Origin of the sequence: Cohnella massiliensis (assembly GCF_900169535.1) — a bacterium.
Lineage (GTDB): Bacteria > Bacillota > Bacilli > Paenibacillales > Paenibacillaceae > Cohnella > Cohnella algarum.
Map to the genome: position 1 here is coordinate 500,899 of NZ_LT821259.1, position 13,644 is coordinate 514,542.

13 protein-coding genes are annotated in these 13,644 nt (G+C 59.6%); all 13 read left to right on the forward strand.

What is annotated here, in order from left to right:
- The first annotated feature begins 6 nt into the window (after nucleotides 1–6).
- The 13 genes from B7E11_RS16200 to B7E11_RS16260 all read left to right on the forward strand — a co-directional run bounded on the left by B7E11_RS16200 (nucleotide 7) and on the right by B7E11_RS16260 (nucleotide 13,613).
- On the forward strand, nucleotides 7–1,209 hold the full coding sequence (locus B7E11_RS16200) for a Ger(x)C family spore germination protein (RefSeq protein WP_080836487.1): 1,203 nt from the start codon (nucleotides 7–9) through the stop codon (nucleotides 1,207–1,209).
- Nucleotides 1,206–1,430, forward strand: coding sequence for a hypothetical protein (locus tag B7E11_RS16205; protein WP_080836489.1), 225 nt, complete (start codon nucleotides 1,206–1,208; stop codon nucleotides 1,428–1,430). Before B7E11_RS16200 ends, B7E11_RS16205 begins: the two co-directional genes overlap by 4 nt.
- 12 nt (nucleotides 1,431–1,442) lie before the next feature.
- On the forward strand, nucleotides 1,443–2,537 hold the full coding sequence (locus B7E11_RS16210; RefSeq protein ID WP_080836491.1) for a GerAB/ArcD/ProY family transporter: 1,095 nt from the start codon (nucleotides 1,443–1,445) through the stop codon (nucleotides 2,535–2,537).
- A 113-nt stretch (nucleotides 2,538–2,650) separates the two neighbouring features.
- Entirely contained in the window at nucleotides 2,651–4,729 is a 2,079-nt protein-coding gene (locus tag B7E11_RS16215) for a molybdopterin-containing oxidoreductase family protein (RefSeq protein ID WP_080836493.1), read from the forward strand.
- 92 nt (nucleotides 4,730–4,821) lie between these two features.
- Nucleotides 4,822–5,220: a Fur family transcriptional regulator gene (locus B7E11_RS16220; RefSeq protein WP_080836495.1), complete on the forward strand. Its 399-nt coding sequence runs from the start codon at nucleotides 4,822–4,824 to the stop codon at nucleotides 5,218–5,220.
- Nucleotides 5,193–5,894 carry a winged helix-turn-helix transcriptional regulator gene (locus tag B7E11_RS16225; protein ID WP_080836497.1) on the forward strand — a complete coding sequence of 234 codons (702 nt, stop codon included), beginning with the start codon at nucleotides 5,193–5,195 and terminating at the stop codon, nucleotides 5,892–5,894. The genes B7E11_RS16220 and B7E11_RS16225 overlap by 28 nt, the downstream gene beginning before the upstream one ends.
- Nucleotides 5,895–6,043: 149 nt before the next feature.
- On the forward strand, nucleotides 6,044–6,994 hold the full coding sequence (trxB, locus tag B7E11_RS16230; protein ID WP_080836498.1) for a thioredoxin-disulfide reductase: 951 nt from the start codon (nucleotides 6,044–6,046) through the stop codon (nucleotides 6,992–6,994).
- Nucleotides 6,995–7,009: 15 nt separating this feature from the next.
- The gene (locus B7E11_RS16235) at nucleotides 7,010–7,255 is read left to right on the forward strand and encodes a glutaredoxin family protein (protein WP_080836500.1); all 246 of its coding nucleotides are present in this window, start codon (nucleotides 7,010–7,012) and stop codon (nucleotides 7,253–7,255) included.
- Between the two features lie 54 nt (nucleotides 7,256–7,309).
- On the forward strand, nucleotides 7,310–7,870 hold the full coding sequence (locus tag B7E11_RS16240) for a peroxiredoxin (RefSeq protein WP_080836502.1): 561 nt from the start codon (nucleotides 7,310–7,312) through the stop codon (nucleotides 7,868–7,870).
- 200 nt (nucleotides 7,871–8,070) lie between these two features.
- Nucleotides 8,071–9,408, forward strand: a complete 1,338-nt coding sequence (gene rpoN / locus B7E11_RS16245) for an RNA polymerase factor sigma-54 (protein WP_080836503.1) — start codon at nucleotides 8,071–8,073, stop codon at nucleotides 9,406–9,408.
- A 4-nt stretch (nucleotides 9,409–9,412) separates the two neighbouring features.
- A complete protein-coding gene (locus B7E11_RS16250) occupies nucleotides 9,413–11,479 on the forward strand; it encodes a sigma-54 interaction domain-containing protein (RefSeq protein WP_080836505.1) in 2,067 nt (688 codons plus the stop codon).
- A gap of 291 nt (nucleotides 11,480–11,770) precedes the next feature.
- Nucleotides 11,771–12,868: a M20 family metallopeptidase gene (locus B7E11_RS16255; RefSeq protein ID WP_176220786.1), complete on the forward strand. Its 1,098-nt coding sequence runs from the start codon at nucleotides 11,771–11,773 to the stop codon at nucleotides 12,866–12,868.
- Nucleotides 12,852–13,613, forward strand: a complete 762-nt coding sequence (locus tag B7E11_RS16260; protein WP_080836507.1) for an SDR family NAD(P)-dependent oxidoreductase — start codon at nucleotides 12,852–12,854, stop codon at nucleotides 13,611–13,613. Before B7E11_RS16255 ends, B7E11_RS16260 begins: the two co-directional genes overlap by 17 nt.
- The last annotated feature ends 31 nt before the right edge of the window (nucleotides 13,614–13,644 follow it).

Consider the following 13,644-nt stretch of genomic DNA (forward strand, 5'->3'; position numbering starts at 1 on the left):
AGCGGCATGCCTGAACGGACGGTTGCCTATTGGCGGCTTTTGAGCGAGCGCTTGCCGCTTTTGTTCCTGGCGCTTGCAATCGCGCCGATTGCCGGCTGCTGGGACCGGGAGGAAGTGAACGGATTGGCGATCGTGACGAGCGTCGGCTTGGACCGGAAGGAGAGCGGAGCCGTCGAGATGACGCTGGAAATCATCGTTCCGAAGCAGGAGGACGGCAGCCGGGCGCAAAGCGGGAGCCAGCCGGGGGGCGGGGGGCAAACGATCGTTCGGTCTGCCGAGGGCGAAACCGCCGCCGATGCGGTGAGCAAGCTGCAAGCCAAGCTGCCCCGCACGATCTATTGGGGGCAGCTGGAAATGCTTGTCGTGGGGGAAAAGCTGGCGCGCGCCGGGTTTCGCGAGCAGCTGGATTACCTGGTCCGCGACAACGAAGTGCGCCTGCGGGTGCAGCCGTTCGTTTTCGGAGGAAGCGTCCGCGATTTTTTCGCTTCCGGGTATTCCCTCGAACAAACGAAAGCCGACTTTTTGGGGGGCGAAGCCGCTCGCCTGTTCCCCAAGCCAATGACGATGAACCGGCTCATTCAAAAGATGACCGATGAAACGGAAGACGCGGTCGTGCCCCTTATCAACCTTTCGCGCGACGGCAAGGAAACCGCCCCTTACATCAAAGGGTATGCCGTTCTTTCCGAAGGCCGCATGGCAGGCGAAATGGACGAAGAAGCGTTTTCGGGAACCAAGTGGGTGCTGGAGCAATTGCATCGCGATATCGAAACCGTCAAGCTGGAAGCTTCTCCTCCGCTCGTCTCGCTCATGGTGATGTCCGCGAAAACCCGGTTGATTCCCCATCTGAAAGGAGATCGCCCCGCTATGGAAATTCGCATCGAGACGGAGTTGAGCATCATTCAGAATACGACCCCTTACGCTTTGGCCGACCCGGAATATATTCGCAAAACGGAAAAGGCCGAGGCGGAGCATATCCGCCGAAAAGTCGAGCTTGCCGTCGAGCGGGCGCAAAAGATGAAATCCGATGTCTTCGGGTTCGGGGAAGCGATCAACCGCAGCCGCCCGCGGGAATGGAACCGGATGAAAGCCCGCTGGAAGCAGGTTTTTCCTTCGCTGGAAGTCGAGGTCGCGGTTCGGGTGAACGTCCGCCGCATCGGCATGAACAACGAGCCCGTCGGGCGAACGCCGAAAACGGGGGAGAGCCGATGATCTGGCTGAAGGTCGCGGGAGTGTCGCTCGTCGTCGCGGCGATCGTCGGAGCCGAATGGGGCAGCCTGGATCCCCGCCGCAAGAAGGAGAGGGCGGCGCTCGTAGCCGTGGCCGCCGCCGGCTGGCTTGCCGCGGTGCTCGTCCTGATGTTTCCGAATATGCCGGGACCGATGGAACTGATCGATTGGATCTGCAAGCCGCTGGCCGGCAAGCTGAGCTGAGGAGGGCGCTCCATGGAGAAAGGAAGAATTTCGGCGGCGCAATTCGGGATTCTTTTTTATTCCATCCTGGCCTATGACGGCTTGCTTCTGATTCCCAAAATCACGGGCAAGGAAGCGGGCCGCGATTTATGGCTGTCGCCCGTCTGGGCCCATCTGGTCGGCCTGATCTACGTGATAGCGATGCTTCGCATGGCCCGCATGTTTCCGAAGGAGACGGTCGTCCAATACGGCAAGCGGCTGCTGGGCACGGTCGGGGGAAAGGCGGCGGGGGCGGCCGTCATTTTTTACTGTGTCTACCTGACTTCCGTCATTTTGCGGATATACGGCGATTTCATTTCCGCCGTTTTTCTGGATCGAACGCCTCCGCTCGTCCCGGCGGGCGGGATCATGCTTCTTGCGGCTTATGCGGTCAGAGGGGGAGTGGAGGCGCTGGGGAGGCTCGCGCAGCTGTTTCTGCCGGTCACGGTGCTCGTGTTCGGCTTCCTGATCGTGCTGACCATTCCCGAGTGGGAGGTGACGAACGTTTTGCCGATCATGGGGCAAGGACCTCTTCCTTCCGTCAAGGGCGCGCTCGTTCCGACGAGCTGGTTCGCCGGATACATCATGCTGGGGCTGTACTACCCGCTGATTTCGAATCAGCGGCAGGCGAAAACCTATACTTTGCTGACCTGGTTTTCGCTGATGCTTACGCTCGTCGTCTCCGGCCTCGTGTCGGTTTTTCTGTTCGGAAAGCATGCGGGCACGCTGAATTACCCGTTCATCGAGGTCGTCCGCTATATCGCGATCGGCGAATTTTTCCAGCATGTCGACGCCCTGCTGCTGGCCGTTTGGCTTCCGGGAACGTTCCTGCAGTTGGCCACCTATCAGTACGCCGCGGTGCTGGGGACGGCGCAGTGGCTGGGGATCGAAGATTACAAGGCGATCGCCTTCCCGATCGGGTTTTTCACCCTCGTTTTGAGCGTTTGGGGGCCGTCCAGCGAAATCGATTTCGACCGCTATTTGGGGTCGAGCCACATCGTATTCGATTTCGCGTTTATCGCAATCGGCCTGCTTCTTTGCCTGGCCGCCTGGATTCGGGGCAGCGTCGCGCGAAGGCCGCAGGGTTGAGGGAAGCCTCCATTCTCTTTATTGTTTTGCATCGCCGCAGGGGTTATCCTAGACGTATGCTGCACCATGCGGAAAAAGGCACTTGGCGAGATGCAAAAACAGGAGGTTGATTTATGCAACGGCGCGTAAGCCTGCCATGGACGGAGCAGCCCGACGGCGTGTTTCCGTCCGTCTGTTCTCTCGACTGTCCGGATCAATGCGGATTGCTCGTTCACAAAAAGGACGGCCGCATCGTCAAAATCGAAGGCGATCCGTCCCATCCGGTCACGTTGGGCGCGATTTGCAACAAAGTCCGCCATTTGACGGAGCGGATTTACGATCCGAAGCGGCTTGCCTATCCGCTTAAGCGGACGGGACCGAAGGGCGAGGGGAAATTCGAGCGAATCGGTTGGGACGAAGCGCTGAAGACGATCGCCGGGCGCTGGAAGGAGCTGATCGCGGAGTCCGGGCCGGAGGCCATTTTGCCCTACAGCTTCTACGGCAATATGGGGCGGATCGGAACCGAAGGGATGGACCGGCGGTTTTTCCACCGGCTCGGGTCGTCGGAGCTGGAGCGGACGATTTGCGAATCGGCCGGCACGGAAGGCTACCGCCACACGATGGGCGGAAGCTACGGCACGGACCCGGAGGATACCGTTCACGCGAAGCTCATCGTCATGTGGGGCATCAATGCGGTCTCGACGAACATGCACCAGGTAACGATCGCGGAAAAAGCCCGCAAAAACGGCGCGACCGTCGTCGCCATCGACGTTCATCGCAACCGCACCGCGCGCTGGGCCGACTGGTTCGTTCCGATCCGGCCCGGCACCGACGCCGCGCTCGCCCTCGGCATGATGCACGTGCTGTTCGCGGAAGGGCTTGCGAACGAAGCCTTTTTGCGCGAATATACCGTCGGGCACGAAGAGCTGCGCGAGCACGTACGGCAGTACGATCCGCTTGCGGTTTCGGCCATTACCGGCGTCCCCCCGGAAGACATCGTGCGGCTGGCGAGGCTTTACGGCGGGACGAAGCCGGCCTTCATCCGCATCGGCAACGGCCCGCAGCACCACGACAACGGCGGCATGTGCGTCCGGACGATCGCCTGCCTGCCCGCGGTTACCGGCTCCTGGCTCGACCTGGGCGGAGGAGCGATCAAAGGCAACGGCGGGCACGTCGCCCACAACGACAAGGCGCTGACGCGCCCGGATTTGCGCCGGACGAAGCCGCGCTCGGTCAACATGAACCGGATCGGCAGCGCGCTGCTCGAGCTCGACCCGCCGATTCGCTCGCTGTACGTGTACAATTCGAATCCGGCGATCGTCGCCCCGGACACGAACAAGGTGCGCGAGGGGCTCAGGCGGGAGGACCTCTTCACCGTCGTGCACGATCTGTTTTTGACGGAGACGGCCGCGTACGCGGACATCGTGCTGCCGGCGACGTCGTCGCTGGAAAATACCGATTTTTATCATTCCTATTGGCATCATTATGTGCAAATTCAGGAGCCGGTAATCGCGCCGTACGGCGAAAGCAAATCGAACGTCGAGACGTTCCGCCTGCTGGCCGAAGCGATGGGGTTCGAGGACGAAGCCTTCCGGGATACGGAGGACGATCTGATCCGACAGGCGCTGAACGCGCCGTTCAACCCCGCCTATGACGGCATTACGCTGGAGCTGCTGCGGGAGAAGCCGTTCGTCAAGGTCAAGGCGAAACCGCCCCTTCCCGGCAAGCTGCGGACGCCGAGCGGCAAAATCGAGCTGTATTCGAAGGCGATGGAGCGCAAAGGGCTGCCGCCGCTGCCTACGTTCGTTCCGCTCGCGGACGACGGAGAGCTGCCGTTCCTGTTTATTCCGGGACCGAACCACAACTTTTTGAACTCGACGTTTTCCAATAACGCGAAGCACGCGCAAATGGAGAAATCGCCGAAGCTCGTTTTGAACGAACTGGACGCGGCCGAGCTCGGCATTGCCGACGGGGATGCGGTGCGCGTATGGAACGCCCGGGGCGAATGCGAGCTGACGGCTTCGGTCGGGCGCGACGTTTTGCGGGGTGTGGCCGTAAGCCTCGGCTTGTGGGCGGACGGCCCGGACGGCAAGCGCGCCGTCAATGCGCTGACGCCGGACCGGCTGGCGGACATGGGCGGGGGCGCGGCGTTTTTTTCCGGCAGAGTCGGGGTCGCCAAGATCGGGGCCGGAAGCAGACGTGACGGAGCGTGAGCGTAAAATGGAAAATCCGCCTAAACGTTTGACAAACCCCCTTTTTTGATATAATTTTAGACTAAGTATAATTATCAAAGGAGGGGCAGTCCATGACGAGAAAAGGATTGACTGCGCCGCGCAAGCTTGTGCTCGATATCATCAACGACTCGCACGACCATCCGACGGCCGCGGACATTATCGACCGGCTCAAAGCGGACGGCCGAAGCGTCGCCTATGCCACCGTATACAATTCGCTCCGCTTTTTGACCGACGAAGGGCTCATTCGCGAACTGAAGCTTCAGGGCGACGCGAGCCGTTACGATGCCCGGACGGAAGACCACCATCATATCGTGTGCACGTCCTGCGGGCGGGTGGACGAGGTGATGACGGAAACGCCCGCGGAATGGCTGAAGCGAATCGAGGCCGAGACGGGCTACGACATAACCGAGGAGCAATTTTTGTTCAAGGGAGTGTGCGCGGAATGCAAAACCTCGAAACCGAACAAGTAAACGGGCCCTATGGAGCATACTGCGAAACGACGCGGCGGATCGTCATCATCAGTCCGTTTCCCGGAAGGCTGCAGGGGCTCGTTTCGGAACTGACGGAAAAATGCTACGACGTGCTCGTGTTTCACCATGAGCGGGAGCCGCTGCTTGCGAGCCTTCATCCCGACCTGATGATCGTCGACCGCACGGTGGCACCGCTCGAGACGGACGGAAACGAGGCGCCGCCGGCCGGATCGGTCCTGTACTTGGTCGGGGACCGGTCGGAGGCTCCCCCGAACGCCGCGTATGTCCACCCGTGGCCCGGTCCGCTCGAGACGGCGGTCGAACGCATTCAAATTTTGGTCGAAAGCCGCGAGCCGGTGTCCAGCACGGAGCTGGCGGATATGCTCGCGTTTCGGGACATCCGGATGGACCTGAAAAAAATGACCGTGCACAAAGGCAGCCAAAAAATCGAACTCACGCGCATGGAGTACGATTTGCTCAAGGCGCTTCTTTCGGCCGACGGCGTCATGTCGCGGCAGGAGCTGATGGAATCGATCTGGGGCGAAACCTATTTCGGGGGCAGCAATTCGATCGACGTCCATATTAAAAGCTTGCGCAAAAAGCTCGGCGACGATCCCCGCAATCCCGGCTACATTTTGACGGTCAGGGGCATCGGATACCGCATCGCCGATTGAAAACAGAAGGCATATCGCCGCCCGGCGCCGTTTCATGAAACCTTCATGATGTCTTCATTCCATCTTCATGAAAGGTCGACCGGCGGATGATATGCTATTTTTGTAGACATCGCTTATACTTAATCTAAATATAATAAGGAGTGGAGTTCATGCGGAAAACGATTATTATCGGCACGGGCCCTGCGGGGCTGACGGCGGCAATCTACTTGGCAAGAGCGAATTTGAACCCGCTCGTCATCGAAGGGCCCGAGCCTGGCGGCCAGCTGACGACGACGACGGAGGTTGAAAACTTCCCCGGCTTCCCGGAAGGGATCATGGGGCCGGAGCTGATGGACAACATGCGCAAGCAGGCCGAACGGTTCGGCGCCGAGTTCATCCGCGGATGGGTGACGAAAACGGACCTGTCCAAACGTCCTTTCGCCGTAACCGTCGAAGGAATGGGCGAGCTGCAGGCGGAAAGCATCATCGTTTCCACCGGCGCGTCGGCCAAGTACCTGGGCATTCCCGGCGAGAAGGACAACGTCGGCCGCGGCGTCAGCACGTGCGCGACATGCGACGGATTTTTCTACCGGGGCAAAAAAATCATCGTCGTTGGCGGGGGAGACTCCGCGATGGAGGAAGCGAATTTCCTGACGCGCTTCGCTTCGGAAGTCGTGCTGGTGAACCGCCGCAACGAACTGCGCGCCTCGAAGATCATGCAGGACCGGGCGCGCCAAAACGAGAAGATCAGCTGGAGCTTGAACCGCACCCCGCTTGAGGTCGTGGCGAGCGAAACCGGCGTGAAAGGCCTGAGGGTTCGCAACAACGAGACGGGAGAGGAAGAGCTGATCGAAGCCGAAGGCGTCTTCGTCGCGATCGGCCACAACCCGAACACGAAATTTCTGGACGGTCAACTGGAAACCGACGAGGTCGGCTATCTGGTCGTCAAGCCGGGCTCGACGGAAACGAATATTCCGGGCGTGTTCGCTTGCGGCGACGTCCAGGACAACAAGTACCGCCAGGCGATCAGCGCCGCCGGAACCGGCTGCATGGCCGCCCTCGATTGCGAACGTTTTTTGGAAACCGCGGAAGCCGAGGCGCACGCCGCAGCCGTTAACTAAAAGGAGGAACCCGCCATGTCGAACCCGACCGTTATCATGTACACGAGCACGCACTGCGTCTATTGCAAAAAAGTAAAGTCGTTTTTGGCCGAGCAAAACGTCGCCTTCGAGGAGCGCAACATCGACCTCGACGAGAAGCATGCCGAAGAACTGTGGAATTCGGGCATGCGGTCGGTGCCGGTCACCGTCATCGGCGAGCGCAAAATTTTGGGCTTCAACCAAACCGAACTGACCCGCGCGCTGGAAGAACTGAAAGCCTGAGGACCAGTCGGCCTTGATTGCAACTATACACTTTCATCTTAGGAGGATGACATCATGACCTTGCATACCGTACAATATCCGTTCGCCAAAGTCGGCACGCCCGCCCCTTCGTTCAAGCTGCTTTCGACCAAAAACATGGAGACGCTCGAAGAAACGGTCTCCCTGGAAGATTACCGCGGCAAATGGCTCGTCTTCTTCTTCTGGCCGTATGACTTCACGTTCGTTTGCCCGACCGAAATCGTCGGCTTCAGCGACGCTTACGACCAATTCAAAGAGCTGAACTGCGAAATCGTCGGCGCTTCGGTCGACAGCGTGCATACGCACCGCGCCTGGATCCAGACGCCGCGCGACGCCGGCGGCATCGGCGACATCCGCTTCCCGATCGCGTCCGACTTCACGAAGGAAGTCGCTCATGCCTACGGCATTCTCGACGACGCGTCCGGCGCCGCGCACCGCGGCCTGTTCATCGTCGATCCGGAAGGCGTGCTGCGCTACCAGGTCGTCACCGACATGAACGTCGGCCGCAGCGTCGACGAGACGCTGCGCATTTTGCAGGCGCTGCAATCCGGCGGCCTGTGCCCGGTCAACTGGAAGCCCGGTCAGAAGACGCTGTAAGAGCGGCGCGCTGCAACAGTCCGTCCCTAGCGGGCCCCATTTTCCGCAACGAAAGAACGCCCTTTGCCTGGCTAATCATGCCAAGCAGAGGGCGTTTTTTTGCGTATAGGCATTGAATGTTTGTTGACAGTTCCGATGACGCGTTATATCTTTGTTACTAAACATAACGCATATAACGAATCCAGAGGGTGGCAATCTTGATGACAGGAGCAAACCTAGTCCAGTCGCAGGCGATGAAGCTGTCTTTGAGCGCCGGGATGAGACAAAGCCTCCAAGTCCTTCAATGTTCGTCAGAAGAGTTGACATCGCTGATTTACGAACAACTTTGGAACAATCCGATGCTGGAAGAAGCGGCCGGCGGGAACGACCTTTCGGGCTTTGACGGCTATTTTGACCGCCGGGATCCGGGGGGGAGGACGCGAACCGCCGGCTTCGAGGAGTGGGGAGCGCAGTCGGGCCATGGCGACAGTCTGGAGGCCGTGCTGACGGAACAACTGAATTTTTCGGTCGATCGGCGTTCCGTCCTGTATCGGGCCGCCGCTTTTATTATCGGAAATTTGACGGATGCCGGCTATTTGACGATGACGGTGGCGGACATGGCGCATGCGCTCCGGATGCCGGAGACCGAAGTGGAGAAGGCGCTCGTCGCAGTGCGAAGCTTCGAGCCGGCGGGCGTCGGGGCGTACGGACTTCGCGACTGCCTGCTTCTTCAGCTCGGACGGCTGGAACAAAGGAATGAATTGGCCGAGCGGCTGGTCGAGAGCTGCCTGACGGATCTGAGCGAGGGAAATATCGGGAAAATCGCCGCGAAATTGAAGGCGCCGGCCGAACGGCTCCGGGATGCGATTCGCCTCGTCCGGGGGCTGGATCCCCGCCCCGGAGCCCGGTTTACGCGGGAGCGGACGTCTTATATCGTTCCCGACGCCGTCATTGTTCGGCGGCAGACGGGATATGCCGTTTATCTCCATGCCGGGGCTTATCCCCGGCTCGTCATCGCGGACGGCTACGCCTCCATGCTGCGGACGAACGGCGTTTCCCGTTCGGTACGAACCTATCTGCAGGAGTGCCGACGGGCCGCCGCGCAATTTATCGGGAGCATCGAACAGCGGGAACAAACCCTTCTTCGCGTCATCGGAGAGATTGTCGTGCGGCAGGAGGAATTTCTGGGCCGGGGCCCCGGTCATCTGAGGCCGCTGTCTCTTCAGGATATCGCGCGTTCGTTGGAGCTGCACGAGTCGACGGTGAGCCGGGCCGTTCAAAGCAAATACGTTTTGACCGACCGGGGGGTGCTGGCGCTTAAGAGCTTTTTCTCGTCCAGCCTGCGCAGCATCTCCGGCGAATCGTCGCAGGATGCGGTCAAAGGGAAAATCAAGCGGCTGATCGGCTGCGAAGACCGAAATAAGCCGTTGTCCGACCAGGCCCTGTCCGATCTTCTTGCCGCGGAGGGCATCGCGGTCGCGCGGAGGACGGTCGCCAAATACCGGGAGGAGCTTGGCATCGGCAAGACCTCCCAGAGGCAGCATTTGAGAGGAGGGTGAGAAGTTGGAAAACATCCGCATCGCGGTGATCGCGGGGACGCGGGAAACGGGGTCCATGCTTTGCAGGCAGCTGGACGAGCTGTTGGGCGCCTATATGACTTTTTATCCGTATCCGGTTACGGACTGGCACGAGGGCGAAGAGATGGATCTCGTCCTGTTCAGCTCGCATATCCTTTTTACCCGTCACCCTCCCTTGCACAGCGGCGCCAAGCTCACCGACGTGCTGATCATCAAGCGCACGCTGACCCGAGCGGGATGGGAATTGATCCGCAAGCTGCCGCCGGGCAACCGTTACTTGGTCGTCAACGACGAGCGCGACTCGGTCGTCGAAACGATCTCGCTGCTTTACGAGTCCGGTCTCAGGCAAGTGGACCTGCTGCCCTACTACCCTGGCGTGCCGGACATTTACGATGTCTCCGCTGCCATTACGCCGGGCGAAGCGCATCTTATCCCGGACTCGGTCAAGGAAACGATCGATATCGGGCCGCGCGTGGTGGACGTCAGCACGATTGTCGAAATTCTGACCCGCTTCAATCTGCTGAATCACGAGACCCGCAAGCTGCTGGACGAGTACGGAGAGCGGATCGTATCGCTCAGCCAAGGCTTGCAGCAAACGATGCACCGGCTGATCGACGCCAAAAATTTGTTCGAGGAAACGCTGAATATGGTGCAGGACGGGGTGGTGACGTACGACGAGGGAGGCTCGATCACGTTCGTCAACCGGACGGCGGAGGAAATCTTCGGGGAACCGGCACCGTCGTGGGCCGGCCGAACGATCGGCGAACTGTTTGGCGGCCACGGCCTTGACCGCGCGTTGCTGGATTCTCCCGAGGAACTGAAGGATCGGCTGCTCACGGTGGGCAAGCAGGCCGTCATTGTCAACAATATGCGCATTCTCGGACGAGGAGGCCATTCGGAGAGCGTCCTCATCTTCAAGATCGCCCAGAAGGTCGAGGAGCTGGAGCTCAAGCTGCGCACCCAGCTGCGGGACAAGGGACACGCGGCCAAATTTTCGTTCCGCGACATCGTGACTTCTTCCGAACAAATGCTCCGCATCATCGCAAGAGCCCGGAAGATGGCGGAAAGCGAGCTTAGCGTGCTGATTCTCGGCGAAAACGGAACGGGAAAGGAATTGTTCGCCCACTCGATTCACAATCATTCCCCGCGCGCCTCTTTTCCCTTTATCGCGGTCAATTGCAGCGCGCTCTCCGAGAATCTGCTGGAGTCGGAGCTGTTCGGCTATGAAGACGGCGCGTTCACGGGCGCGCGGCGGGGAGGCAAGCCGGGGCTGTTCGAGCAGGCGCACCGGGGAACGATTTTCCTCGACGAGATCGGAGACATCAGCCCCGCTCTCCAAACAAGGCTGCTTCGCGTGCTGCAGCAGAAGGAAATTATGAAGGTGGGCGGGACGAAGGTGCTTCCAGTCGACGTGCGGATTATCGCGGCCACCAATCGCGATTTATATCAGATGGTCAAGGAAGGCCGGTTTCGGGAGGATTTGTATTATCGTCTGAAAGTGCTTCATATCGAGATTCCGCCGCTCCGCGAGAGAAAGGCGGATATCCCGCCGCTCGTCCGCTTCTTTCTGGAAAGAAGGGGCGTCGACCGCGAGCCGGGCCCCGGCTTCATGGCGGCGCTGGCCTGTTACGAGTGGCCGGGGAATATTAGAGAACTGGAGAATACGATCGAATACATGATGATTATGAGCGAGGGGGAATTTTCCGTAGAGGAGCTTCCGTTCGCCATCGAACAGCCTGCCGGAGACGCTGCGCCCATCGGGACGGTCGCGCGTCCGGCCCCGGACGCGAGGGCGGTTCCGGCCGCTTACATGGAGGACGGCCGACTCGAACGCGCGATTCTCGAGTTGATCCTGAAGGCGCAATTGGCAGGCCGCCCTGCGGGAAGGCGGAACCTCATCAAGCTTGCGGAGAGCGAAGGCTTGCTGATTGCCGAAAGTCAAATGCGGCATTGGATCGGCGTTTTGAACCGGCAGGGGCTGGTGGAGGTTCGCATCGGCCGGGGGGGCTGCCGTTTGACCAGAAAAGGGTACGAGCTGCTGAACAGTCGATAATGGAGGCGGAAGCCAAAGATGCCTTTGAATCTTCAAAAGGCATTTTTTTGTTCTCTTAAAAAACGGGACAAACAGGATAAATGAGAGAAAACGGGATTAATGGGAGGAAGGCGAAGGGGCGAAGCGGGACAAAAAGAGCCCGTTATTTTGGAAGAAAGGCAGCGGGGCGGGAATGGAGCGCGATAATCCGCGTTTTTGACAAAAAAGATTGCGTTTCAACACGTTGGCACGATTCTTGCTTGAATAATGGTGCAGGCATTTTTAAAGACGAGAGGTGACATCAAGCTGAATATGACAATGCCACTCGGACTGGACGAAGAGCGAATCGCAGCTCTGGCCAGCCATCTGATCCGGTTCGAAACGACGACGCCCGAGCGGATCAACGCATGCGCCGATTATTGCGCGGACTGGTTGGAACAAGGGGGTGTGAACGTTAAAGTTTACGAGAATCAAGGCTTGAAAAGCGTAGTGGCCTCCGTCGGATCGGGGTTGCCCGTCATCGTGCTGAACGGCCATCTGGACGTCGTGCCCGGAGAGCCCGACGACTTCGCGCCTCGCGTGGAAAACGGCAGACTGTACGGCCGGGGCAGCTATGACATGCTGGGAGCCGTCGCCAGCATGATGGTGCTGATGACGGAACTGGCGAAGGACGTGCCGGATTGCACCGTCAAGCTTGCGCTCGTGCCCGACGAAGAGAGCGGGGGCGAGAGGGGGACGGGCTTTCTGGTCGAGCAGGGAGAGGTAGGAGATATCGCCATCTGCGGGGAGCCGACGGATCTGAACATCGCGCTGCAAGCCAAAGGCATTCTCCAGCTCGTCGTCGAGGCGACGGGCGTCGCCGCTCACGGAAGCCGGCCTTGGCTCGGCAAAAATGCGATACTCGAAGCGCTGCGGCACTACGAGAAAATCGCTTCGATGCGAATCTTCGAAGAGAGCACGCCTTACTTTGAACGTCCGTCGCTCAATCTCGCCAAAATTCAGGCAGGTACGGTGTTCAATCAGGTGCCGGACCGCTGTACGTTCGGCGTCGATATCCGTTATTTGCCCGGCCAGAAGGCGGACGACCTGCTTCGGATGATCCGGCAGGCGCTGCCTGACGCCGAGATCAAGGTTCATTTTCACGGCTACCCGGTCGACACGACGGCGGAACACAAGCTCGTCCGAAAACTGCAGGCTATCGCCGGAACTTCCTTTTTCGGACAAGACGGCTCTGCCGACACCCGGTTTTACGCTCTGCATGGCATTCCGGCCGTCGAGTTCGGACCGGCGGGCGCCCATCACCACGGCCCCGGCGAATATGCGGACATTCCGTCCCTTGGCCGCTACAAGCAAATTCTGAAGCAATTCATTAAACAAGCAAAGGATGATATGCATGAAATTCAAGGATAAGGTCGTCATTGTCACGGGAGCGGGATCCGGCAACGGACGTTCGATTGCGCTGCGTTTTCTGAAGGAAGGAGCGAAAGTCGTCATCGCGGATATCTCGGAAGAGGGCGCGCGGCAGACGGCGGAGCTTGCGCCCGAACCGGCGAATGCGGCGGTCGTCCTGGCCGACGTGACTCGCAAAGCCGATGTGGAGCGGATGATTCGGACGACGGTCGAAACGTTCGGCGGACTCGATATTTTGGTCAACAATGCCGGCATCGTCGCGTTTACGGAGTTTCTGGAACTCTCCGAGGAGGAGTGGGACAAGGTTCACAACGTCAATCTGAAGGCGCCGTTCCTCTGCTCCCAGGCGGCCGCCAAGGCGATGATCGAAGCGGGCGTCAAAGGCAGAATCGTCAATATCACCTCCGTTGAGGCCCATCGCATCGTTTCGAGCAGCGGACACTGCCAGCCGCACTACAATTCCTCCAAAGGCGGCCTGAACCTTTTGACAAAGGCGATGGCGCTCGAACTGGCCCGTTACGGAATTACGGTCAACGCCGTTGCGCCAGGCGTCGTCGAAACGCCGTTCACGGCGAAGGGACTGGAGAATCCGGACGTTAAGGCCTGGGTGCTTGAACGCATTCCGGCGGGGCGGATCGCGGTGCCCGACGATATCGCCAATGCCGTGCTGTTTCTGGCGCTGCCCGAATCCGAATATGTTACGGGCACGACCGTGTTTGTAGACGGCGGCTGGACGATTCATTAACCGCACACGCAACAGAAAAGAGGGAGAACCG

Excerpts from the sequence above, each read along its gene's own strand:
- rpoN (WP_080836503.1), top strand. The coding sequence starts at position 8,071 with ATGACAGGAGCAAACCTAGTCCAGTCGCAGGCGATGAAGCTGTCTTTG.
- B7E11_RS16225 (WP_080836497.1), top strand. The coding sequence starts at position 5,193 with ATGCAAAACCTCGAAACCGAACAAGTAAACGGGCCCTATGGAGCATAC.
- trxB (WP_080836498.1), top strand. The coding sequence starts at position 6,044 with ATGCGGAAAACGATTATTATCGGCACGGGCCCTGCGGGGCTGACGGCG.
- B7E11_RS16235 (WP_080836500.1), top strand. The coding sequence starts at position 7,010 with ATGTCGAACCCGACCGTTATCATGTACACGAGCACGCACTGCGTCTAT.
- B7E11_RS16215 (WP_080836493.1), top strand. The coding sequence starts at position 2,651 with ATGCAACGGCGCGTAAGCCTGCCATGGACGGAGCAGCCCGACGGCGTG.
- B7E11_RS16200 (WP_080836487.1), top strand. The coding sequence starts at position 7 with ATGCCTGAACGGACGGTTGCCTATTGGCGGCTTTTGAGCGAGCGCTTG.
- B7E11_RS16205 (WP_080836489.1), top strand. The coding sequence starts at position 1,206 with ATGATCTGGCTGAAGGTCGCGGGAGTGTCGCTCGTCGTCGCGGCGATC.
- B7E11_RS16255 (WP_176220786.1), top strand. The coding sequence starts at position 11,771 with ATGACAATGCCACTCGGACTGGACGAAGAGCGAATCGCAGCTCTGGCC.
- B7E11_RS16260 (WP_080836507.1), top strand. The coding sequence starts at position 12,852 with ATGAAATTCAAGGATAAGGTCGTCATTGTCACGGGAGCGGGATCCGGC.
- B7E11_RS16240 (WP_080836502.1), top strand. The coding sequence starts at position 7,310 with ATGACCTTGCATACCGTACAATATCCGTTCGCCAAAGTCGGCACGCCC.
- B7E11_RS16210 (WP_080836491.1), top strand. The coding sequence starts at position 1,443 with ATGGAGAAAGGAAGAATTTCGGCGGCGCAATTCGGGATTCTTTTTTAT.
- B7E11_RS16220 (WP_080836495.1), top strand. The coding sequence starts at position 4,822 with ATGACGAGAAAAGGATTGACTGCGCCGCGCAAGCTTGTGCTCGATATC.